Origin of the sequence: Plebeiibacterium marinum, from assembly GCF_026013615.1 — a bacterium.
In the GTDB taxonomy this organism is placed as follows: Bacteria; Bacteroidota; Bacteroidia; order Bacteroidales; family Marinilabiliaceae; genus Saccharicrinis; species Saccharicrinis marinus_A.
This window is the reverse complement of sequence record NZ_JAPDPI010000044.1, coordinates 13,806-38,149: the sequence shown is the minus strand read 5'-3', so window position 1 is coordinate 38,149 and position 24,344 is coordinate 13,806. Positions and strand designations below refer to the sequence as shown.

At 37.4% G+C, this 24,344-nt stretch carries 14 protein-coding genes; 9 read left to right on the top strand and 5 right to left on the bottom strand.

Annotation, left to right across the window (positions count from 1 at the left end):
- The first annotated feature begins 4 nt into the window (after positions 1-4).
- A complete protein-coding gene (locus OM074_RS17120; RefSeq protein ID WP_301201705.1) occupies positions 5-2,887 on the top strand; it encodes a glycoside hydrolase family 97 N-terminal domain-containing protein in 2,883 nt (960 codons plus the stop codon).
- A gap of 105 nt (positions 2,888-2,992) precedes the next feature.
- Positions 2,993-4,177: an MFS transporter gene (locus tag OM074_RS17115; RefSeq protein ID WP_301201702.1), complete on the top strand. Its 1,185-nt coding sequence runs from the start codon at positions 2,993-2,995 to the stop codon at positions 4,175-4,177.
- A gap of 60 nt (positions 4,178-4,237) precedes the next feature.
- On the opposite strand, the gene OM074_RS17110 is transcribed toward OM074_RS17115, so the two are convergent.
- From OM074_RS17110 to OM074_RS17090, 5 genes are all read right to left on the bottom strand, one after another.
- A complete protein-coding gene (locus OM074_RS17110) occupies positions 4,238-4,708 on the bottom strand; it encodes an RES family NAD+ phosphorylase (RefSeq protein WP_301201700.1) in 471 nt (156 codons plus the stop codon).
- A complete protein-coding gene (locus OM074_RS17105) occupies positions 4,708-5,217 on the bottom strand; it encodes an Xre family toxin-antitoxin system antitoxin (RefSeq protein WP_301201698.1) in 510 nt (169 codons plus the stop codon). Before OM074_RS17105 ends, OM074_RS17110 begins: the two co-directional genes overlap by 1 nt.
- 206 nt (positions 5,218-5,423) lie before the next feature.
- Positions 5,424-8,534: an efflux RND transporter permease subunit gene (locus OM074_RS17100; protein WP_301201695.1), complete on the bottom strand. Its 3,111-nt coding sequence runs from the start codon at positions 8,532-8,534 to the stop codon at positions 5,424-5,426.
- A gap of 164 nt (positions 8,535-8,698) precedes the next feature.
- Complete coding sequence (locus OM074_RS17095) at positions 8,699-9,766, bottom strand: efflux RND transporter periplasmic adaptor subunit (RefSeq protein ID WP_301201693.1); 1,068 nt, start codon at positions 9,764-9,766, stop codon at positions 8,699-8,701.
- 57 nt (positions 9,767-9,823) lie between these two features.
- The gene (locus OM074_RS17090) at positions 9,824-11,155 is read right to left on the bottom strand and encodes a TolC family protein (protein ID WP_301201691.1); all 1,332 of its coding nucleotides are present in this window, start codon (positions 11,153-11,155) and stop codon (positions 9,824-9,826) included.
- A gap of 472 nt (positions 11,156-11,627) precedes the next feature.
- Between OM074_RS17090 and OM074_RS17085 the strand changes: the two genes are divergently transcribed.
- The 7 genes from OM074_RS17085 (at position 11,628) to bglX (ending at position 24,325) form a co-directional block, all read left to right on the top strand.
- A complete protein-coding gene (locus OM074_RS17085) occupies positions 11,628-12,749 on the top strand; it encodes a helix-turn-helix domain-containing protein (RefSeq protein ID WP_301201689.1) in 1,122 nt (373 codons plus the stop codon).
- A gap of 697 nt (positions 12,750-13,446) precedes the next feature.
- Positions 13,447-15,819 (top strand): TonB-dependent receptor, encoded by a 2,373-nt coding sequence (locus OM074_RS17080; RefSeq protein ID WP_301201687.1) that lies wholly within the window; start codon positions 13,447-13,449, stop codon positions 15,817-15,819.
- Between the two features lie 79 nt (positions 15,820-15,898).
- A complete protein-coding gene (locus OM074_RS17075) occupies positions 15,899-16,282 on the top strand; it encodes a hypothetical protein (protein ID WP_301201685.1) in 384 nt (127 codons plus the stop codon).
- 246 nt (positions 16,283-16,528) lie between these two features.
- Complete coding sequence (locus OM074_RS17070) at positions 16,529-18,247, top strand: family 43 glycosylhydrolase (protein WP_301201683.1); 1,719 nt, start codon at positions 16,529-16,531, stop codon at positions 18,245-18,247.
- A 49-nt stretch (positions 18,248-18,296) separates the two neighbouring features.
- On the top strand, positions 18,297-20,177 hold the full coding sequence (uidA, locus tag OM074_RS17065; RefSeq protein WP_301201681.1) for a beta-glucuronidase: 1,881 nt from the start codon (positions 18,297-18,299) through the stop codon (positions 20,175-20,177).
- 7 nt (positions 20,178-20,184) lie between these two features.
- Positions 20,185-22,038, top strand: coding sequence for a glycoside hydrolase family 2 TIM barrel-domain containing protein (locus OM074_RS17060; protein ID WP_301201679.1), 1,854 nt, complete (start codon positions 20,185-20,187; stop codon positions 22,036-22,038).
- Positions 22,039-22,072: 34 nt separating this feature from the next.
- Positions 22,073-24,325, top strand: a complete 2,253-nt coding sequence (gene bglX / locus OM074_RS17055) for a beta-glucosidase BglX (RefSeq protein ID WP_301201677.1) — start codon at positions 22,073-22,075, stop codon at positions 24,323-24,325.
- The last annotated feature ends 19 nt before the right edge of the window (positions 24,326-24,344 follow it).

Below are 24,344 nucleotides of genomic sequence, written 5' to 3'. Positions count from 1 at the left end.
CAAGATGTTTTATAGATATTATATTTTTCTTTCATCGTTATTAGTTGCTGCAATTTCATGTACGCCAATTAAAGATACTTCTCAGAATAAAGAAATACATATTCCCACTAAAGATGAAGTTGGAGCAGATGTAATGCCTGATGAGATAGCAAAAGTCAATGCGCCTTTTAAGACTATTCAATTTTCGAGACCTGCATTTCCTGCAGATACTATTTCTCTTTATTTAAATCCAAATGAGAAGAATACCCCTATTATTCAAGAGACGATTAATACACTTAGCTTAAAAGGAGGTGGTGTAATTGTTGTTCCGGAAGGTAAATGGTTTACTGGAAGGATTGAATTAAAAAGCAACATTAACCTGCATTTTGAAGACGGTGCCATTTTAAAATTCAGTGGAGAATATGAAGATTTCCATCCCGCCGTTTTTACACGTTTTGAGGGAATCGAAATAATGGGTAATGGAGCTTGTATTTATGCCAATGGAGCAAAAAATATCGCCCTTACCGGAAAAGGGACACTCATTGGCCCATATGATGGAAGCATTAAGAAGAATATTGACCCTTCAATTATTGTAGAAAATGAACTTAATCAGGAGCAACCTGTCTCTGATAGATATCTAAAAGGAAGGGAAAATAATCAGGTTTTACCGCCAATGTTTATTTCCCCTATCAATTGCCAGAATGTATTTATTGAAGGATTAACCTTAAATCACACCATTTTTTGGAATATCGTACCCATATATTGCCACAATGTAGTTATTCGGGGTTGCAATATCACAGCACTTGATGTTCCCCGAAGTGATGGTATTGACCCCAGTTCCAGCGAAGAGGTTTTAATTGAATACAACACGGTGCGTGTGGGGGATGACTGTATCGCCATCAAGTCCGGTCGTTCTTATGATGGTATTCGGGTGAACAAACCTGCAAAAAACATTATTGTACGCTATAATGCACTATTAAAAGGACATGCCGGCATTAGTTGTGGAAGCGAATCGGCAGGTAAAACAATTAAAGGAACTGGGCATACAGTCTTTTCTCCAGATGGCAAAATGGCTTTCCAGTTTTACCAAAAAGAAACAGGCAAGGGTAAAACACAGATGTACTACCACCTCGATTTTAAGGGAAAGCCTGTTGTGCTGGAGTCAGAGCTTGGGGTGTTGATCGAGAACAACCTTTTTGAATCGGCTCTGGGTATCGAAAACGACCCAAGCCATCAGTGGTGCGAAAACCTGCAACTGAAATCGGTTGACAGAAACTCTATGGATAAAACCTGGAAACCCATATATGGTGAACGCAACCAGGTTCAAAACAAATACAATGAGCTGGTACTCCATTTTTCAAAGTTTGACGACGCCGGAATGATGGTTGAAGGACATGCCGGTACCAGCTACGATAAGCGCCGCAGCTACCAGATGGATTTGGTAGTGAGGGTTTATAACCAGGGGGTAGCGTTCCGTTACCATTTCCCTGAAACATCAAACGGTCTGTTCCTGCACATAGAAGGAGAACAAACCCAGTTTACCATGCCCGAAGGCACCATGGCATTCTACGAAAGGTGGGCGCAGGGCGAATACCATTACCTGCCCTTGAAAAACTGGCCCGACGAATGTGAACGTCCCCTGACCTTGAACCTGGAGAATGGGTTAAGGGTGGCTTTGCTGGAAGCACAAATGGTAGACTATAGCCGGGGTAAGTTTAAGTTGAATGATAACAAGGCCAATACCATCGATTTATCCATGTATGACAAAGTGGATGTGATTACACCTTATTCAACCCCATGGCGCGTAATAATGGTGGCAGAAACACCCGGTGGCTTATTGGAAAACAATGATATGGTTTTAAACCTTAATGCCCCGAACCAAATTGAGGATGTCTCATGGATAAAGCCGGGAAAGGTGATCCGGTCGAACCTGACAACAAAAGATGCCAGGGAATGCATTGATTTTGCCGCAGAAAGAAACCTTCAGTATGTGCACCTGGATGCCGGCTGGTACGGTCCGGAGATGAAGGTGGCAAGTGATGCAACCACTATTTCTGGAGATCGGGATATTGACATGCAGCAAATCGTAAACTATGGTGCCTCAAAGGGGATAGGTATCTTTGTGTATATCAACCAACGTGCACTTTATGGCAATCTGGATAAAGTGTTTTCCCAGTGCCGGAAGTGGGGGATAAAAGGGGTTAAGTTCGGTTTTGTTCAGATCGGTTCCAACCGCTGGACAACCTGGATGCATGAGGCAGTGAAAAAAGCCGCTGAATACCAGTTGCTGGTGGATATCCATGACGAATACCGCCCAACGGGGTTTAGCCGTACCTATCCCAACCTGATGACTCAGGAAGGCATCAGGGGCAATGAGGAAATGCCGGACGCCACCCATAACACGACCTTGCCGTTTACACGTTTTTTGGCAGGGGCAGGTGATTACACCATTTGCTATTATAACAACCGTATCAAAACCACACATGCACACCAGCTGGCCTTGTCGGTAGTATATTACAGCCCAATCCAGTTCCTTTATTGGTATGATAAACCTTCATTTTACCGTGGCGAAAAAGAAATCGCCTTTTTCGACGCTGTACCCACGGTTTGGGACGATACAAAAGTAATAAGTGGGGAAATAGGCGAACATATAACCGTTGCCCGTAAATCGGGAGACGCGTGGTTTGTTGGGGCTATTACAAATAATGATGCTCGTGAGGTTGTTGTTCCCTTATCATTTTTGGATGGGGGACGAAAATATCAGGCAACCATATATTATGACGATCCAAAGTTGGATACCCGGACCAATGTTGGTATAGAGACACATAAGGTGGATTCTAAAAAGGAGTTGAAGTATAGTCTGCAGCCCTCAGGAGGTGTTGCGATTAAAATTGAGCCAGTAAAATAAAACGGGGTTTATAAAGTAGTATGTAGTAAATGAATGGCAGTTTAAAGGCACAGGTTAAATAGTCTTCATTGCTACATACTTTTGTAAAAAATAATAGTATTTTATATGCAAAACAATAACACAAGTATTACAAAGGTATTGCCCGTATTGTTCGGTTTCTTTGTAATGGGATTTTGTGATGTGGTAGGGATTACGGCATCACATGTAAAAGAAGATTTATTGGGAAGTTATAGTCCTGATTTCAGGGATACATTGTCCAACCTGATCCCGGTTGCACTGTTCTCCATGTTTCTGATATTCTCTGTCCCCACCGGGATGTTGATGAACAAAATAGGAAGGAAGAAAACGGTGGTGTTAAGCAATGTGATTACCATAATAGCTATGTTTATTCCCTTGATAGAGTATTCCTTTATTATGTCGTTGGTAGCCTTTGCTTTATTGGGGATCGCCAACACGATCCTGCAGGTATCCCTAAACCCGTTGCTTACCAATGTGGTACAAGGCGATAAGCTCACCAGCAGCCTGACGGCAGGGCAGTTTGTAAAGGCTATTTCATCGTTTAGTGCGCCTTTTATTGCTGCATTTGCCGCTGCCCAGCTAAACAACTGGCAATATATTTTCCCCATTTATGCAGTAATAACCCTGGTTTCCACACTTTGGTTAATGGTTACAAAAATTGAAGAAGAACCAGTAAAAGGAAATTCAGGGACTTTTGCAAGCGTGTTCGGGATATTAAAAGATAAAACCATATTCTTGTTATTCCTGGGTATCGTGTTTGTTGTTGGGGTAGATGTGGGGATGAATACCGCGGCGCCCAAGATTTTGATGGAGCGCTGTGGCCTGGGTTCCATACAGGCAGGTTATGGGCCAAGCGTATATTTTGCCTTGCGTACCCTTGGTGCCTTTTTAGGAGCCATTATCCTTGCAAAATACTCCTCTAAGAAGTTTTTCCGGATTAATATCATTATTGCAGTCGTGGCATTGGTATTGCTCACCTTTACAAACGGGAAGCTCCCAATTTTTATACTCTATGGGGTTATCGGCTTTACCATAGCCAACATCTTTTCCATCATATACAGTATGGGCATACAGGCCCGCCCGGATAAAGGGAATGAGATTTCGGGACTGATGATCACGGGCGTGTTTGGAGGTGCCGTTCTGCCATTTTTGATGGGGATATTGTCGGACCTGATGGGGTCGCAGCTAGGTGGCATCATCATTATCCTGGTTGGAGCACTGTATTTGGCGTTTGCTTCCTTTGCGATAAAGGTGGAAACAGGAAAACATTAAATGACGCAAATAACTAAACATAGAAGGAGGTGAATGCCTCCTTTTTAAGTTAATAGAATTTTATTCGTGGGTGCTTGATTTTAAACGCTCATCAATAGGTAATTTTATAAAATCGATAATCTCAACTTTGCCAAATTCCTTATACAGGGGATTTAATATATAGTTAGATTCTAAACTTACAATTGTTGAAGGAACCTTCAGTGCAAAAAAATCTCTATTTTTTGCCAATTGAGTGAAAAGCATCGTTGTTTTTGATGAATAAGGGTACTGATTCCATCTCTCAGGCAGTTCTTTAATTTCCTCAATAATAAAGTTATCCGGAAATTCAATTTTTGCAACTAGAATCTCTTTTGGTAAGTAAGCAATATTTTCAGAGTGAACATAGTATTCCAGTAATGCTAATGATATATTTTCAGAACAATATACCGCCCGTGTGCCAATCTCATTCCATCGTCCTCCAACTTTTTCAGCTCCAATACCAATTAATGTAAATTCTCGATATTTCGTATTCGCAACTCTATAAACAAACATTAGCCATATACGTTATATTGAATTCTAATGATTTCATTTTCTACTAATTCAAATCCAAAACTACTATCGAGTAGTTCAAAAGGTTTTTTTTTGCCTAATGCTCTGGATGGTGTCATAAGCCAATTTCTGAAATCAGTATGAGAGTCGAATACTTTATATCCAAGTCCGAATAACCTGGCCAATTCATAAATCCTTTCAGAAGTTTCTTTACCGTATACGGACTTTTTTTGCATACTGCTTATAGAGGTTGGTAAGATATTTTCAAATTCTTTTTCTGTGGCTCCTATTTTTTTTATTAACTGTTTCCAATCAGCTTTCTTAACTCCATCTCGAATACGATCAATAAGTTCTAATTTGAAGCCAGGAGCGTCTTTGGCATGAAGAACAACCCATGCAGGCGAAAATTTTGATATAGTATAATCTTGTTGCACCCTCTTTGAAATATTTGCCTTGCGTGATTGATTAGAAACTAATTTGTTAGAATCATTAGAAATTATTTTTGCACCCATAAATGTAATTATATAATTCTATAGTTGTAAAATTACAATTATTATTTTATTTCAGCAATAGATTTTATCTGGTAACTCCATACATCTTCTAATTGAAAAGTTTATAAAAGGGAAATGAAGAATTAGATAAATAGGAACAGGTACAAAAAGAGGGCTGAAACCATTGTTTGCAGCCCTCTTTATTATTTGGATTAATATTACGAAAGTTATTCTTTAAAATCTATTTTACTATGAGAGCTAAGTCCCCATTTTTGCTGTACTCTTTTGATTAAATAAAATACGATGGGTACTATAATCATGGATAGGAACATGGAAACCGTTAATCCTCCTATTAATGTCCAACCAATACCATTTTTCCATTCTGCACCTTCACTTTGAGAAAAGGCCAATGGGAAAAGTCCGATGATCATGGAAATATTCGTCATCAAAATTGGGCGAAAGCGAAGTTCTACCGCGGTTTCAATTGCCTGAACTAATGATTTACCTTCATTAAGCAGTTCGTTTGCAAAATCCACAATAAGAATAGCGTTTTTAGCAACGAGGCCAACCAACATAACTATACCCAGGATAGAGAATATATTTAAATTTTGGTTAGCAAGAGCCAATGCCCATATGGCACCTATAATCGACAAAGGAATGGAAAACATCACTACAAAAGGGTCTGCCCAGCTATCGTATAAAACGACCATAATCAGATAAACAGAAATAATAGCAGCCAACAATGCTAATCCTAATGAAATAAAAGACTCTGCCATCATTCTTGTTTGCTTGGATGTTGTCACCTTTGTTCCTGCAGGTGCTTTTATTTCTTTTAATTTCTCTTCAAAAGAAGTTTGAACCGAAGCCTGTGATGCACCAATAATCTGGCTTGTCAACTTAGTTGAAGGGCTTCTGTTGTATCTCTCTAAATTTGAAGGAGCAACCCCCTCGTGTATCTGAGCGAACTGTGACAGTTTGATCAATTCGTTAGTTGCCATCGAAGGGAAGGAGATATCAGCTAAATCCTCCTTTGTTCTTCTATCTGCCTCGTTCAACTGGATATTGATATCATATTCTTTGGTAGCATCCCTAAATTTGTTGTCGGTGTTGCCTGCAAAGGAAGTTCTGAGTATTCCGGCAACAGAAGCAAGATCCAGGCCTAGTTTTGTCATCTTGTCCCTGTCAACATCAATCACATATTCAGGATTGTTTTTGTCAACACTGAGTTCTGTTTCCAAAGTTCCTTCTACAGAAGATAGGCAATCTTTTACCTGGTGAGCATAGTGCATTACACTGTCCATATTATACCCTACAATAAAATAACTTAACGGAACATCCTCACTACCCATAATATTTACAGAAACGGCTTTTATTTTTGCACCTATAGTGGTTTCTTCCAGATGTGCCTTTATCTTCCTTGCATACACATTAGTTGATTGTGCACGTTTGTCTTTGGGAACCAGATAAACGTTGATATCACTATAATATGGAGTTGAAGTTGTACTAATCATACCTGATCTTTTTCCCACGGTAGCATATACCATGTCTATCTCAGGTTGATTAAGTAAATATTGCTCAATTTCCCTTGTTTTGTTATTGTTCTCCTGCAGGCTTACGTCGTGCGCATACTCAAGTCGTAACATAAATACACCACGGTCTCCGGAAGAAGCGAATTCACCTCCGATAAAACCAGCAGGGAATAACATAAAAGTACCAAAAAACAGTATGGCAGTAGCCAGCAAAGTGACCGTTTTGTGCTTTAACGACCAGTGCATTGCTGAAACAATGTTTTTATTTACTGCATTGATCGATTTTTCGAACCCATTTAGGAAACTACTGATTGCTTTGTTTTTAGGAGTGGATAATTTGGCCCACTTTGAGGTCATCCAGGGAACTAAAGTAAAGGAAACCAGTAAACTGAACAACATTGAAATAACGATTGTAACAGCATACTCCCTAAGTATATCTCCAACCACTCCGGTTACAAATGCAATAGGCAGGAATACCGCTACCAGTACAAGAGTAATAGCAGTTACGGTCATCCCTAATTCTTTAAGACCATCGTATGATGCCTGGACTTTATTTTTGCCCATTTCCATATGCCTGTAAATATTTTCAATCACAACAATGGCATCATCAACCAGCGAACCCACAACCAGCGATAATGAAGTTAAACTGATGAGGTCGAAAGAAAAATCAAGCAAATACATGGCGGTAAATGTCGAGATTAGCGAGGTTGGTATGGCAACAAGAACGAAGATAGAATTCCGCAGACTATGTAAAAACAACACCATAATTACGGATACCAGGATAATGGCCATGATTAAATCATGTTCTACTGCAGTTGCAGCCTGGATGGTAAATTGAGATTGGTCTTCAGCTATTGTGAATTTGATGTTTTCTTCGGTGTATTGAGCCTCCAGTTCTTTAAATTTCTGACGGATCAGTCGTATTACTTCTACCGAGTTGGCATCTTTTTGCTTACTGATTTCAATACCAATTGTTTCAAGGCCATTTAAACGCGTTATTTTTTCCTGGTCGGCAATACCATCATAAATATCTGCAATATCACCTAAACGTAGTATCGAACCGGTTTTATTGGCTCCTACAATAATATTCTTAAGCTGATCAATAGTCCTGATTTTACCCGAGAGACGTACGGTCATTTCATTTGTTGGGGTTTGTAATTTCCCAGTTGGTAGCTCAAGGTTTGCATATTGAATCATTTGAGTCACATTAAGCAGGTTGAGCTTATTGGCCTTAAGTTTTAAAGGATCAATCATGATTTTGATTTCCCTTTCTACACCTCCCACCAGGTTTACAGTAGCTACTCCTTGTATACTGGCTAAATCAGGTTTGATTCTGTCGTCAACAAACTGAAAAAACTTACTGTCGGAAAGAGAAGAGTTTACCCCGGCAATAAAGATGGGCAATGAGCTTAAATCAAACTTTTCAACCGAAGGAGCCTTAATTTCTTTTGGCAATGTGCTGACAATGCTATTCACTTTTTGGGTTACTTCCTGCACTGCGATATTTACGTCGGCATCAAAATCTAACGATAAGGTAACAACGGAAAGATTTTCGATGGAAGAAGATGTCATTTCTTCAATCCCTTCAAGAGAGGAAACTGCATCCTCAATGGGAACAGTGACCGATTGCTCAACTTCTTTAGGGCTAGCTCCCGGGTAAATAGTCGAGACCATTACAGTAGGAGAAGATATTTCCGGTATAAGTGCGTATTTAATTTTTGAGGCAGAAAACAATCCCAGCAAAATCAGGATGGTAAACAGTACAATAGGTACTGTGCCTCGTTTTATGGATGTGCTTACAATTTTCATGTGTTTAAAATTATACAAGAGTCTGATGGATAAGAGATGATAGACTACGAACACCGAGATGCTGAGACGCAGAGTTTTTCTTTTTAATCATCCTCCTGTGTGTTTAATACTTAATCATGATAGTTTTATCTGTTTTTTTAGGTGAGTTTATAGTCAAAGTGATACTAGTTCAGAATTTTCACATTGGCATTGTTGTAAATGCTATAATTACCCTCAATAACCACTTTATCGCCAGATTTTAAGCCATTGATGATTTGAACCTGGTCGTTAATTACTTTACCGGTTGTAACATTTGATAAAACAGCTTTGTTATCCACTATCAAATAAATAGAAGCATCTTTTAGAGAACCGGATATTGCTTTTCTTGGGATGTAGTATTCCTCTGTGTTGCCGGTTATCTCAATTTTTGCAGTTACATACATACCTGCTTTTAGCAATCCCTCGTTGTTGTTATTGATTTTAACTTCAGCATTAAAGCTATTTCCATAACCTGCCTTTTTACCAATGTAAGAAATGGTTCCGGTAAAGTCCCTGTCCGGAAATGTAGAGGTGCTTATTTCTACTTCCATACCTTTCCCTATATTTTTATAATTCTCTTCAGCTATCTCAATCTGCAGTTTTAAGTTTTTTGAATCGATAATATTACACACAACACTTCCGTTGCCAACAAACTGACCGATTTCAATAAAATCCTGTTCAATATATCCATCTACAGGAGATGTAATACAGGTGTTGTTCAATTGTTTTTTAGCTGAAATATATTGTGCTTTTGTGGTTTCGTAATTGAGCTTGATTTCATCTAACTGTTGACTGGTAACAGCATTTTGATTTGCTAATTTTGTAAAGCGTTCAACCTCCTTGTGTAATTGGTCGTAGCTTGCCTTGGTGGCATTTAGTTGCGCTCTAAGCATTTCATCGTCAACTTTGGCTATGGTATCGCCAACTTGAATATGTTCCCCTTTTCTCTTGTAAATCTTAACAATTCTACCGTTGGTTTCGGCCACCAGATTTAAATCAGTATAAGATTGCAGAAAACCATTCGTGTTTATTGATGAGGCAAACATTGAAGGTTTTGCTGTAATGATTTTTACAGGGTAGTGTTGCCCTTTGATGTTTGCTAACTCGGTGATGTTTTGATTGTTTTCCTTATTCCCTTTTAGTTGCAAAAATATAAGCAAACAAATTACAGCTATGATTGTAATGGAAGTAGAGGTCCTAATTATTTTTTTCATTACTATTGTTTTTAAAATTCATATATAGATGGTATGTAGTTCAAGTATCGCTCCCTCTTATTTAAAATCGTGGAACTCCAGAGTTCCTTGTGATTTTAACAGGTCAACTTCTGCCTGATTCATAGAAATACAGTTTTTTACGTAGTTTACTTCAGCACTTCTTAATTCCTGTTCTGCTATTAAAAGGTCAGTTAAGGTTGATAGTCCCTGGTTATATTTCAGCTCTGTCTGGTTTTTAACATCTTTAGCGAGTTCAATGCTTTTTTGTTGTACAAGGCAGTTTTTAATGCATGTATTATATTGCATCAAGGCATTCAGGTATTGAATTTCGAGTCCGGAATAAGACTGATCTTTCAATATTTGTGAGTTTTGCAATTCGAGTTTAGCAGTTTTTATTTTAGCCCGGTTCGAAAAACCTGACAGTATTGGTATCGTAGCGTTAAATCCTACTACAGATACTTTAAACCAGTCTTTATCGGGGTTTGTAAAGTTAAATTCATCGCGTTGTGCCTGATAGGTATGACTGGCAAATGCTGCTAATGTTGGAGTTACCTGAGATTTGGCTTGTTTTATTTGTAGTTTATTTAATTCAATATTTTGATTGATAAGTTTAATTTCATTTAGGTTTTCAAAATTTAATTCTTCCTTTTTTCGTATTGGAAGATTTGATGGTTGGTATGAAAACAAATTTGAAATGTTGCTTGTATCAACAAGTAATTCCGTTTGTGTATCTAATCCAATAATGTATTTTAGGTTGTTGGTCTGCACATCAATGCCTGCTATTATCTGTTCCCTTTGAGATTGAAGACTGGCATAATTTACCTCAATCCGGTTTAAATCAGTATGTAAAGCTAATCCTCCGTCTACCAGGTTTTTAGTTCTCTTTCGGGTTTGTTCCAGTGATTTTAAATTGTTATCTATAATTTCAAGGTTTTTATAGATAGCCATTAAATTATAATATTCTGTCGCCAACAATTGAATGACCTCAATTTTAGCTTTGTCCTTTTGCAGGCTTTTAATTTCGCTTGCTTTTTTAGCAATTTGTACCCCCCTGATATATCCGAGTGAAAAAAGTAGCTGCGATGCCTGAACCCCTGCATCCAGATTGTATTTTTTTCCAAATTGCGCAACAATATCAGGAGCCCCGGGTACACCGGTAAGAGCACCTGGTAGGATCATAGTGGCCTTTTTAACGTAATCTTTATATTCTAAAGAAGATTCTATTTTTGGAAGTCCGTTCCCCCTGACATCCTTTATCAATTGCTCACTTTTCAGCTTTTCAATTTCGGCGCTTCTGATTTCATAATTGTTTTGCTCGGCAAATTCCAACATTTGCTTTAGATTCATAATATATTTTTCCTGTGCATTAGTGGAAAATATATTGATCATAAAAAGAATCGATAATAAATACGTGCTTCGTATGGTCATTTCTTTTGTTTTAGTTATTGTACCTATATGTTAAAATGTATTATTAAATGATCTATAATGTATAAACTGTGTAAATTTATGTATGTAGAATATTAAAAGTGTTTATCTAATTATTAGAAGTTTAAAAGGACATCCTTTTAATGTATTGGCAATATTCCTGATTGTGTAAGGGGCAGAAAAAGAGTGTTGTAGGTTTGTTGGTTGTGATGGTTGTGAATATTTAGCTTTAGCACGAAAGAGCCAACATAGCAAAAAAGTGATATATTTGTTCAATAAATTATATGGATAGTTTACATCAAAAAGTGTTTATGAATGTTAATATTATCCGTAGTGGTTTAGTTTGAACTCAATTAGCTAAATTTTTATTGTTCCTTGAAGCTTTTGTAAAAGCATATTTCAAGGACATGATTATTAGACCTATATTTTATTTAGTATGGAACTGGCATTTATACATATTGGATTGGCGCACTCCTTATTTGCAGGATTAATCGTATTACTAAAACGGCCTTCAAGTATTTCAGATAAAATATTGAGCGCATGGTTGTTTGTAATGGCAAGTATGTTTGCACTTAATGTTTTTAAGCAGCATTATTCAATAGAGATTGATCTTTGGCCTGTTTCCATCATGATTTCCTTAACATGGCATCCATTGTTTTATCTATATTCGAAATATGTTATAAAAGAATATGAGCGCTTCTCAAAATCAGATTTGTTTTTGTTTAGTCCAGCAGTTATCGTATTTTTTATTGTATTATTTCACTACTATAATAGTGAGTATAAAGACTTAGAATCATTGACAGATTATTTTTATTCACATCTACAATTGAGGAAGATTATAGGTTGGTCTTTTATTTTCAGTTTGTGGATATATGCAGTTTTATCGTTAAATATCATATTTCGATATCAAAAGCAGATTTCCAGTACCTACTCTTATGAATCAGATAAAATTAGCCTCACCTGGCTGTTAGCTGTGATTGTGATTACACTGGTAATATATAATTTTATAATATTAATTAGTGCATTTCATACATCTTCCTTTATTGCACATATAGAATTGTTTAGAAGCGGTGCTTTATTAACTTTGGTTTATGTTATTAGTGTTTGGGGGTACAGGCAAAATCAATTGAATGTGGATATTGAACCTATCCGGTTAAATAAATCTGCGGGTACAAATGATAGTGCATCAGGAAAGTACCAGACTTCGTCCTTAAAAGAAAATCAGGCAAAAGATTATATGGATAAGTTAATTGATTTTATGAACCATTCGCAAATTTGGAAGGATAATGAATTGACTGTATCTAAACTGTCTTCACAAACAGGTATACCTAAACATTATATTACCCAGGTACTCAACGAAAATATCCAAAAGAATTTTTACAACTTTATTAATGAGTACAGGGTTGAGTGTGCAAAGAATTTAATTAAGTCACCAGAACATCAGGCCTGGTCATTTGTGGCAATAGCCTACGAAAGTGGCTTTAATTCAAAGTCTGCATTTTATAATTTTTTTAAAAAGCATACAGGCATGACTCCTACAGAATATAAAAATGCCTGATTAGTAACTAAACAAGAATTTTTATTAGCAGAATATGGGATAAAAAAAAGAAGTTAATAATATCGATACTTATATATTAATTCTCTTCCGGTTTATCCAGAAGAGGGGTGTGATATGGTAAGTGTTGGTAAAAAACACACATATATATTAAAGGTTTCTGCTCTTAAAACAAAAGTTTTATCATTACAAGAGCTACAATACTCCCCTCTTTTTATCTCGTTAGTAAACTTTTAATGCCGTTCATGCTTTACGCTTTCTTCAATTTTGTCTTTTCATAATAACTCCAGGTTTTCCTACTGAGATAAGAGGATAAACCTGTTTGTTTTTCATCATGCAGATTTTATGGAAAGTGATGTGTTTCCCCTTTAAATAGTTAAAAAAATAAAAATACACACATGGTGTTTTTCTTCTGATTTGCGTTTGGTATACATTTTTTTGCTTTGGTGATAAGGGTATTTTTCGTTTTTTGTTTTTATATTACGAGTGGTATAAGTAGCAGTACTGTAATTAAATAGAAAAGGTGGACGGTGCTTTATACATTACCGGGAGGTCTATCTAATACATAATTAGCGAGCAGAAAGCTTTTTGAATTTGCCCAATGTAGTTTTGCTATAACAATTTAAAAAGTGTGAAAAAAACTAAACAAAAAACGATTGTATTTCCAAGTGGGAAATGCGATTTAAAAAATGTAGTAAGTATGAAAAAAAATCTAATTATTGTATTGGGTATTGTGTTTGCAACACTAATATCAGCACCTTCATTTGGGCAGGAGGAGAATGATAGCATTAAAGTGAAGAAGTTTTCTTCTAAAGAAGAAGGCAATAGAAATGTCATGTTGAATGCTGAAAGCAACACCGGCCCGAGGGAAGTGAATATTGGACTGCCTTACAGAGGAGATATTGTTATTTTGGAAAATGATGTACCCGTAGTGGCTTATTTTTGGCCTACCATTCCAACTTATGCCTGGCGTATGAGTAATAGTTTTGGAGCAATGGGCTTACTTTCTTTCTCTGAGGGTGCACTTACCTGGGGTAAGGTTGGTTTTGCGGTTAAGTCTGAAGATAGGGGCGCGTCCAGGAAGTTTCGTGGATATGCTTCTGTATTTACAGACAATTTTGGATCATCAAAATTTGATGTGACTTTGACTGGTCCACTTGGTAAAAAGGGCTGGGGCTATATGTTGAATGCATACCAGCACAACAACAAAACCAATGGAACTAATTACCAGTTTACATCATGGGGATCAAAAACTTCGCAGCTTAAAGCATTGATTGAAAAGAAATACTCCAAAGGTTCGGTACGCTTGATGTATAAGATGGTAGATTCAAAAAGCGTTTTTAATAACAACGCTCCATTGATGTATTTAGGTGATGGGGAAACAGAAGCCCTTGATAATTTTGATCCGGGAACAGATTCGTATATCGTAGGCAGCGGGATTGTACCTTATACAGATCCTCGCACAGGTGAAGTCGGATATGCAGATTTAGGAAGTGATAAGTTCAGGCATTCAGAATCACACAATTTATATTTGTCGGGGAACCATAAGTTCAAAAATGGAATGAAATTAACCTATAGCACAATGTTCCAAAAAATGAATACTCCTATAGGACTTACTTATCCAATCAGTGCGAATATATATAATAAACAATCAATCTTAGGTCAAACTACCACTGCCTATTATTTAGGTTCAAACAGGGAGTATGAAGGAGAATATGCTCAGTTGGTTACGAATCAGCTTATTCCTCAAAGTGACATTACAACCTGGATGACCAGGGCAGAGTTAACAAAGAAAGCGAATGGCCATGCTTTGCGCCTGGGACTTACTAACCAATATAATAAAAGAGAATACGAATCTTTAGGAGGACTTTATGTTATCTCTGTTGAACCAAATCCGAGTGTACTTTATGTTCAGGGAAGTTATTATGGCTATCCGTTTGATCTTACCAGTTCAGAAAACGGTCTGCTGGCTGGTGCAGGAGGTTATGGCGGCCTGACTGATGATTCGTTCAATAAGACAGCGTTATATGTTTCCGACGATTTCAGCCCGGCACCGTGGTTGGATTTAGGTTTAGGCGGACGTATCGAAAGATTGAGTAAAAAGGACAGGCATTATACTGCAGTTTCAGGAAATGAAGTAGTTACTGCAGGTGGATATGTGGATGGCGAATTGAATGACTGGAATTATGTGGGTCTTGGAAATGCCGTAGTTAAATTGACAAAGAATTTCGGATTGTTAGGTAGCTTTACTTATAACTCATGGATGGACACTTACTGGGATTATGCATATAAAGACGAAAACAATGTGCCTGTTGCAGCACCTGGCGAACCTTATCCAAGAACAACCGAATCAAAGTCATACAGACAAGATGTTATTTACTATGATGGTGGTATTTTCCTGAATTTGGGTGAAAAGTTGAACATTGTTTCAAAGCTTACACATATCGAGAAAAATGGGATTTACGACTCTGGTTCGTTGATTACTTATAAAAAGGATCCAACACAAAAACAGGATGTGGGACCTTTATTCTATGGTCTGTCAACAACTGGTTGGTCAACTGATATTGTTTCCTCTCCATTTAAGAATTTTAATATACATTTTCTCTTGACGCTTCAAAGTCCGGAATATAAAGATTATGCATTTACAACACGTTTCTCTGATCCGACTAGTGGAGAAGAAGATGTGGAAAGTTACGATTACAACGGTAAGATTTATCCAGGATTATCTAAAGTGTTGATGGAAATTGATCCGAGCTATTCTTTCATGAAAAGAAAAATGAAAGCATGGTTTAGCTTACGTTACTTCGGTAAGCAGTATGGAAATCGTACCAACGCATTTGAATACAATGGTTGGTGGGAAAACTTTGGTGGATTGGATTATACAATGAGTCGCAATGTTGCAATTAAACTACAGGTTGTGAATTTCTTGAATCAAAGAGGGATAAAAGGAGAAGTACAGGGGGCAGCACAAACTACCAAGGAAGAAGTTGCACAGAATTATGTTGGGCATCCGATTGTGGCAAGTGCTTTGCGTCCAAGAACTTTTGAGTTGACAGTTAATTTTAAATTTTAGAAATTAAGCAATAGTACATCGATTAGTTTTATCTAACGATCTATTAAAAACAAGAATAACAAATTAAAAAAATCAGGTTATGAAAAGAGTTAGCATTTTAGTTACAATTATTACCATGTTTGTGTTTGTACTTACAGCTCAGGCAGGCGAAAAGGAAGGTGATTATTTTGTTGGAAAATGGAAGTTGTTAGTGGAAGGTACTCCGAACGGAGATAGTGAAATGCTGGTAACTTTTGAGAGAAACGAAAAAGGCGAAATGATTGGAACTTCGGGCGATGCAGCGGGAGAAACTCCGGCAGTAAAATTTAACCGTGTTGAAGTTACAGATGATTCAGTAACTGCTTATTGGGTAGCTCAAGGTTATGATGTTTATATTTTCCTTGAAAAAATAGACGACAATAGCGTTGAGGGTTCTTTGATGGATATGTTCGATGCATCCGGATCAAGGGTTGTTGAAGAATAGTACTGTACTAAATTTGGTGTCTCAAAGATTATAATATTAATCTGGCACCCTGCAAATTGTAGGGGTTTTGGGAATAACTCTTCCCCTTTTGCCTAAGCAAAAGGGGAAGTACTACACCTCCGGTGTGGGGATGGGGATCAAGCCTCAGTTATAACCGATTTGTTAGTTGCTATATTCATAAAATATCTTTTGAGACAACCTCTTTTACCTTCCTTAAAAATCTCTTTGTTATAATCTTGTTATCTTATGAAAATATTTTTGCCTTCAATATTATTTATTGTATTGGTTTTAAGTGGATGTAAGTTTACTTCCTTTAAAAATGAAACTTTTTGTAATCCGGTTAATTTAAGCTATCGCTTTCAACTAGATGAACCCTCCAGGCGTGAAGCCGCCGATCCTTCTGTTGTTTGCTACAATGGCGACTATTTTATGTTCTTATCCAAATCAGGAGGATATTATCATTCAAATAATATGATCGATTGGGAATTGATCGAAACAAAAGACCTCCCTGTTGAGGAATATGCCCCTACGGCTATCAATATAAACGACACTGTTTATTTTATGGCCTTAAATCAAAAGATATATCAAAGTTCTAATCCCATAAGTGGTAAATGGGATATTAAAAACGATTCAATATATGCCAGAACGTTTGATCCAACTATTTTCAGGGATGAAGATGGCCGAATGTACTTATATCATGGCTTGTCTGCGCGTACCCCAATTAAAGGAATTGAGTTGGATCGAGAATCGTTACAGCCAATAGGAGAAGAGGCAGATCTTCTTGTATCGAACAGGAAGTATTATGGTTGGGAGAGACGCGGGGATTATAACACTGATACAAAAAAAAGAGCCTGGGTGGAAGGTGCTTTTGTAACAAAGCATAACAACAAATATTATTTACATTATTCAGTACCAGGAACCCAATTTAAAAGCTATGGAGATGGGATGTATGTGAGCGAAAACCCACTAGGGCCATTTAACCTTGCCGAAATCAACCCGTTTTCGTATAAGCCGGAAGGTTTTATTGCCGGAGCCGGCCATGGTTCTGTATTTAACGATGAATTTGGTAATTACTGGTATGCAGGTACCATGACTGTTGCCGTAAAACACAGGTTGGAACGAAGAATAGGGATGTTTCCTGCCTTTTTTGATGAAGATGGATGTTTTTACGCCTATACTGGTTTTGGAGATTATCCGCATGCTAAACCTCAGGGTAAAATGAATAGCTATAAGGATTACCAGCCTCAATATATGTTGCTTTCCTATAATAAGCCTGTTGAAGTTTCTTCATCATTTAACGACCATCAAAAAGAGAACTGTGTAGATGAAAATATAAAAACCTCATGGAGTGCATTATCAGGTAGAAAAGGAGAGTGGCTAATGATAGATCTTGAGGAAGAGAAAGATGTTCATGCCTTGCAAATAAATTTTGCCGATGTTGATACAAAGATTTTGGGTCGGCCTCAAGATATTTATTATCAGTATTTAATTGAATACTCTAATGATAAAAAGAACTGGACTGTTCTAATTGATAAAACAAATAACATTCAAGATGCTCCACATGATTATATCGAACTGGATTCATCTGTAAATGGAAGATACATACGAATTACTAATTATAAGGTTCCTGATGGAAAATTTGCGATTTCAGGGTTCCGTGTATTTGGTTTTGGAAATGGAAAGAAACCGGGCATTGTGGATCAGTTGACCGTAAAAAGAAATCCGGATGACGGTTGTGTTGTGGATTTAAAATGGAATAAGAATCCAAAGGCCATAGGATACAATATTCGTTATGGAACTAATCCAGAGAAGCTGTATTTAAATTATCAGGTATATGATTGTGATTCCTTATCTATCAGAAGTTTAAATAGTAAGCAAGACTATTATTTTACAATTGATGCTTTCAACGAAAATGGGATAACAATGGGAGAGGATGTGCTTAAATCAGCAAAGAATATAGAATAAGCAGGAACAATTTAATAATGTATGGTAACAGTGAAAGTTAGTTTTATTTATGAAAAAGAAATATGCAATAATATATTTACTCTTAATAATTAGTTTGGGATTACATTCCCAAAAGTTTAAAGAGGCTATCCCAAAAGATATTGCTTTGGTGCCTATCCAAAACCAATTCAGGAATAGTATTGATCTTTCAGGAATATGGAAGTTTAAAGTAGACTCCTTAAATGAAGGGATTCAAAAAGAGTGGTATAACGGAGTGACTGAATGCCGGCAGATTGCTGTGCCGGGCAGCTGGAATGAGCAATATACAGATCTAAGAGACTATCTGAATTGGTGTTGGTATGAGAAAGATTTTTATATTCCTGCCTCGTGGCAAGGTGAAGATATCTATATCAGGATAAATGATGCTACTTATTTTGCCAAAGTATGGGTAAACGGTAAAGCCGTAGGGCAACATGAAGGTTGTCATGTGCCATTTGCATTTAAACTGAATGAGTATTTACAATGGGGAAAAGAAAACAAAATTTCTATTCAGGTTGAAAATATTCAGTCTCCATCCAGAGTTCCAACAGGAGCAGTGGAGGGAAGTTCGTTTGGAAATTACCCCAATGCCAACTACGATTTTTTCCCTTATTCGGGTTTAAACAGGAATGTGGTATTATATAGTCTGCCGGCAAAAGGACATATTAAAGATATTACGGTTCGACCCGATATTAATAATACTACCGGAATATTAAATGTTGAGGTAGAAAAAAACGGAAGTATTCAGTCCGGAAAAGTAATTGTTAAAGGGCACGGACAACAGATAGCCAAAGACATAAGGTTTAGTAACCATTATGCAACAACAAGCATCCAGATCCCTGAAGCAAAATTATGGAGCCCTGATTCTCCAAATTTATATGAGGTTGAAGTGGTGTTGGAAGAAAAGGGAGCCAATGTGGATAAATATTCCCTAAAAACAGGAGTCAGGATAGTTTCTGTGGACGAAAAACATATATACCTCAATGGTGAGGAAATATTTTTAAATGGTTTCGGAAAACACATCGACTTTCCGGTAATAGGAAGGGGAACTGCAGATCCGGTGATGGTGAAGGATTTTGAATTGATGAAATGGACAGGTGCCAATTCATTCCGGACTACCCATTATCCTTATGATGAAGGTTTTTATGATATGGCAGATCAGCATGGTTTTATGGTTATTGCCGAAACGCCAAGTGTTGGGTTAATCATGGGAGGTGATTCATTACAACTAGCCGAAAGGCAAAGGGTATGTAAACAATACTTACACGAGGTTATCTACAGGGACAAGAACCATCCTTCTGTAATTATGTGGTGTGTGGCCAATGAACCCAACGACAAAGCTCAATTGGGCATGGCAGGTCCTACCTCAAAAGCTACAAAAGAAAGAGCATATTCTTTGTTTAAAGAGCATTTTGACCTGACTAAGGAACTAGACCCTACGCGATTGGTAATTTATGTAGGCCCCATGATGGGACCCAGGTATTGGTTTGAATTAACCGATGTTATTGCAATTAACCGGTATTGGGGATGGTACACATCGCCGGGGAGTATCGAAAATGGATCTTCAGTATTGAGCAGTGAGCTCGACCGTTTGCATCGAAAGCATAAAAAACCATGTATGGTTACAGAGTTTGGGTGCGATACTTACGCCGGTATGCATGCCGAGGAGCCTGAAATGTTTACTGAAGAGTATCAGGTAGATTTTATTAAAGCCTATTTGGATGTAGCAGAATCAAAGGATTATGTAGTAGGAATGCACATTTGGAATTTTGCTGATTTTAAAACAAGCCAATCGATTATACGCCTTGGGGGTTATAATTTAAAGGGGGTTTTTACACGCGAAAGAAAGCCTAAAATGGCAGCCCATTACCTAAGGGAGAGATGGTTTAATAATAAAGGGAACAAAAAATAGACTACCAATGAAAACTAAATATATAATCTTTCTGCTACTCATTTGCTTTGTTATAAATGCACAGGCACAGGAGTTTAAATATGCAAACCCAAAGGATATGGCTTTGTTTCCGCAAAGGAATGAAACCAGAGATATGAGAAAATTATCAGGTATATGGAAGTTTAAGAAAGACGAAAACAATATAGGAATCTCCGAGAAATGGTATAATGGATTAACCGGATTTAAAAGCATTGCCGTACCTGGAAGTTGGAATGATCAATTTACAGATATGCGCGATTACAGGGATTGGGTATGGTACGAAACTGAATACAATATTCCCGGATCATGGAAAGGGGAACAGGTTTATTTACGAATTGGAGAGGCTTCTTACGCTGCAAAAGTATGGGTAAACGGACATCCGGTTGGTATGCACGAAGGAGGCTTTGTGCCTTTTGCTTTCGATGTTACTCCTTTTGTCAATTGGGATGGGAGTAACCGGATATCTATTCAGGTTGAAAACTCAATTAAACCCAACCGCTTGCCTGGTGATGGGGTCAATAATATTGCGGTTAGCGAATATGATATTTTCCCTTATGCAGGTTTAAACAGGGATGTGTGGCTGTATTCAGTCCCTTCCGAAGTCTCAATTAAAGATATTACCATAAGACCTGATATTAAAGAAAAGGACGGTATATTAAATATTATGGTTGAGTTGAGCCGGAATAATAATATTGGTGGTCAACTAGTTGTTTCAGGCGATGGCAAACAGATTGAAAAAAACATAAAGTTTGAAGATGGCCATGCCCAAGTTTCCATTAAAATTCCGAATGCAAAATTGTGGTCTCCGGATAATCCATTTTTATATACTGTAGCGGTTCGTATTGGTGGAAAGAAGAAAACTATAGATGTTTATTCTTTAGAAACCGGTATTCGCACCATTACAACGGATAATAAAAACATCCTTTTAAACGGCAAGCCGATTAAATTGAGAGGGTTTGGCAAGCAGCAGGATTTTCCGATATATGGCAGGGGCAGCACTTTGCCTGCAATGGTAAAGGATATTGAATTATTAAAATGGATGGGAGCTAATACATTCAGGACATCAGACTACCCTCATGACGAGATGAACTATCATATTGCAGACAAAGAAGGTATTTTAATTATTGATGAAACGCCTGCAATAGGGTTGTTTAGTACGATTGATACTACAGCGCTAAAGAAAATTGAGAATATATCTTATCAATATCTTACTGAAATGATATTGAGAGATAAAAACCATCCTTCAGTTATTATGTGGAGTTTGGCCAATGGACCAAAAAACACGATATTAAATAATGCGGAAGGTCAGGGACAAGAAATTGCTTATGACTTGTTTGCAAAATATATCAACAAAGCAAAAGAAATAGATCCTACCCGTTTGGTAATGTTTATGGGTGATGAAGATGGTTTTACAGATTGGTTTGGTTTATCAGATGTTATCTGTATCAATAGGTTTGAGGGATGGAGCAAAAGCAATGGTCAGATTGCAGAAGGAGTTAAAAATGTTTGCAAAGAATTGGATAACTTGCATAAAACATTTAATAAACCATGTTTGCTAACCCAATTTGGGGCGAGCTCTATAGCAGGCGAACATGCTCTGCAACCTGAGATGTATTCAGAGGAGTATCAAAAGAGTCTGATCAAGGCATATTTGGATATGGCCAATACCAAAGATTATATTTCAGGTATGATCATTTCAAATTTTGCCGATTATAAAACACCCCAAAGCATTATCAGGTTAAGAGGATACAATACAAAAGGTGTTTTTACCAGGGACCGGAGACCTAAAGCTGCAGCCCAGATTATTCGTGAAAGATGGAACCTTGATAAAACAAAGTATTAGTAATAATTAGATCATGAAAATAAAAGACGGAATAATGAAGATATTTTATGTGTTTGTAATAACTTGTTTAATGGCAAGTTGTATTCAAAGAGATAAAAAAGATATCAAGAAGGATCAGTTTATTTCTGATTTGATGCAAAAAATGACACTGGAGGAGAAAATTGCCCAATTGAATTTGATTACTCCCACAGCAGGAACCGGGCCTTTTAAAACCAAAAGAGCTATTGTAAAACTGCAGGAAGGGGATGCAGGTAATGTATTGTCGTTAAGGGGAACGCCCAAGAGAATTCATGATAAGTTAGCTTTTGCGGATAGTACCCGATTACGCATTCCTATATTAAATGCTTTAGATATTATACATGGGTATCGTACTATTTTCCCTATTCCTTTGGGTTTATCTTGTACCTGGGATACCGTTCTTATTGAAAAAACAGCTCGTATTGCAGCTGTTGAGGCTACTTCAATGGGATATCATCAAACTTATTCGCCAATGGTTGATATCACTCGTGATCCCAGATGGGGAAGGGTTATGGAAGGATCTGGTGAAGATGCGTATTTGGGCAGTTTGATTGCAAGAGCCATGGTCAAAGGGTATCAGGGAGATGATTTGAGTGACCCAACCTCATTAATGGCCTGTATTAAACACTTTGCGGCATATGGTGCTGCTGAGGCCGGTAGGGATTATAATACTACAGATATGAGCAGGATTACTTTATATCAAAATTATCTGCCTCCATATAAAGCCGCGGTAGATGCCGGGGCTGGAAGTATTATGACATCCTTTAACGATATTGAAGGTATTCCTGCTACAGCAAATAAATGGTTGTTAACTGATTTACTGAGAGATGACTGGGGATTTAATGGTATTGTGGTTAGTGATTACAGTTGTGTATCGGAATTGATACCTCATGGGGTGGCTGAAGATTATAAAGAAGCTGTGCAAAAATCCATTGATGCCGGATTGGATATGGACATGGCCAGTGAAGGATATGCTACTTACCTAAAAGAATTGGTTGATGAGGGTAAAGTAAGTATGCAACAGGTTGACAAAGCTTGTCGCAGGGTTTTGGAAGGAAAATATGACCTGGGACTTTTTGCTGATCCTTATAGAAATTACGATCCGGATAGGTATAAGAAGGTAATTCTGACTCAGGAGAATAAAGAGGTTGCCAAACTGGCTGTGAGTAAATCAATTGTTCTGTTAAAGAATGACAATCAGGTGTTGCCCTTAAAAAAAGATAGCAAAATTGCTTTGGTTGGCCCTTTGGTAGAAGATCAATATGAAATGATGAGTATGTGGTCGCCGGATGGTCAAAAAGATAGTGTGGTTAGTATTTTAGAGGGTATAAAAAACATCAATCCCAATGTGGAGTTTACTGAAGGAACGCAGGTAACTGATAACCCGGGTTATTTGAAGAACTTTGGAAAGTTTGATGAGGAAAAACAGGCGCAGTTAGTGGATAAAGCACTAAAGATTTCTAAAAATGCAGATGTAATTGTAGCAGTTTTAGGAGAATCGCGGAATATATCTGGCGAAGCCAAATCAATGAGTGATATCACTTTACCGAATTGTCAGCTGCAGTTATTAAAGAAACTAAAGGCAACAGGCAAACCTGTTGTGTTGGTATTGCTAAATGGGCGTCCGCTTACTTTAGAAGACAACCTGGATTATACAGATGCTGCATTGGTAGCCTGGCGTCCGGGAACAATGGCTGGAGCAGGTATTGCTGATGTCTTGTTTGGAAACTATAATCCTTCAGGAAAGCTGACAATGACTTTCCCAAGATCTTTAGGTCAGGTGCCTATTTATTATAACTATAAAAATACCGGACGACCATTTAAAGATGGAGAGCGTGGAGCTTTTAAATCACGTTATCTGGATGAAACCAATGCGCCACTTTTCCCATTTGGATATGGCTTAAGTTATACCACATTTAAATATGGAGATGTTGAATTGAGTGACACTTTGTTAATTGGAGCAGATAAAAGATTAAGTGTAAGTATCAACATAACCAATTCAGGATCTTACGCCGGGGAGGAAACAGTTCAGTTATATTTAAATGATCCGGTAGCTTCAATCGCTCGCCCTGTTAAAGAATTGAAGAAATTTAAAAAAGTATTCTTACAGCCAGGGGAATCTCAAAAAGTAGCATTTTCATTATCTCACGAAGACTTGAAATTCTATAATAATGATCTTCAGTGGGATTGGGAGTCGGGAAAGTTTAATGTGTATGTTGGAACAAATTCGGCAGATGTAAAAGGAGCTGATTTTGTTTGGAAAAAGTAAATAGTTGAGGCTGTTCAAA

Excerpts from the sequence above, each read along its gene's own strand:
- OM074_RS17120 (WP_301201705.1), top strand. The coding sequence starts at position 5 with ATGTTTTATAGATATTATATTTTTCTTTCATCGTTATTAGTTGCTGCA.
- OM074_RS17115 (WP_301201702.1), top strand. The coding sequence starts at position 2,993 with ATGCAAAACAATAACACAAGTATTACAAAGGTATTGCCCGTATTGTTC.
- OM074_RS17110 (WP_301201700.1), bottom strand. The coding sequence starts at position 4,708 with ATGTTTGTTTATAGAGTTGCGAATACGAAATATCGAGAATTTACATTA.
- OM074_RS17105 (WP_301201698.1), bottom strand. The coding sequence starts at position 5,217 with ATGGGTGCAAAAATAATTTCTAATGATTCTAACAAATTAGTTTCTAAT.
- OM074_RS17100 (WP_301201695.1), bottom strand. The coding sequence starts at position 8,534 with ATGAAAATTGTAAGCACATCCATAAAACGAGGCACAGTACCTATTGTA.
- OM074_RS17095 (WP_301201693.1), bottom strand. The coding sequence starts at position 9,766 with ATGAAAAAAATAATTAGGACCTCTACTTCCATTACAATCATAGCTGTA.
- OM074_RS17090 (WP_301201691.1), bottom strand. The coding sequence starts at position 11,155 with ATGATCAATATATTTTCCACTAATGCACAGGAAAAATATATTATGAAT.
- OM074_RS17085 (WP_301201689.1), top strand. The coding sequence starts at position 11,628 with ATGGAACTGGCATTTATACATATTGGATTGGCGCACTCCTTATTTGCA.
- OM074_RS17080 (WP_301201687.1), top strand. The coding sequence starts at position 13,447 with ATGAAAAAAAATCTAATTATTGTATTGGGTATTGTGTTTGCAACACTA.
- OM074_RS17075 (WP_301201685.1), top strand. The coding sequence starts at position 15,899 with ATGAAAAGAGTTAGCATTTTAGTTACAATTATTACCATGTTTGTGTTT.
- OM074_RS17070 (WP_301201683.1), top strand. The coding sequence starts at position 16,529 with ATGAAAATATTTTTGCCTTCAATATTATTTATTGTATTGGTTTTAAGT.
- uidA (WP_301201681.1), top strand. The coding sequence starts at position 18,297 with ATGAAAAAGAAATATGCAATAATATATTTACTCTTAATAATTAGTTTG.
- OM074_RS17060 (WP_301201679.1), top strand. The coding sequence starts at position 20,185 with ATGAAAACTAAATATATAATCTTTCTGCTACTCATTTGCTTTGTTATA.
- bglX (WP_301201677.1), top strand. The coding sequence starts at position 22,073 with ATGAAGATATTTTATGTGTTTGTAATAACTTGTTTAATGGCAAGTTGT.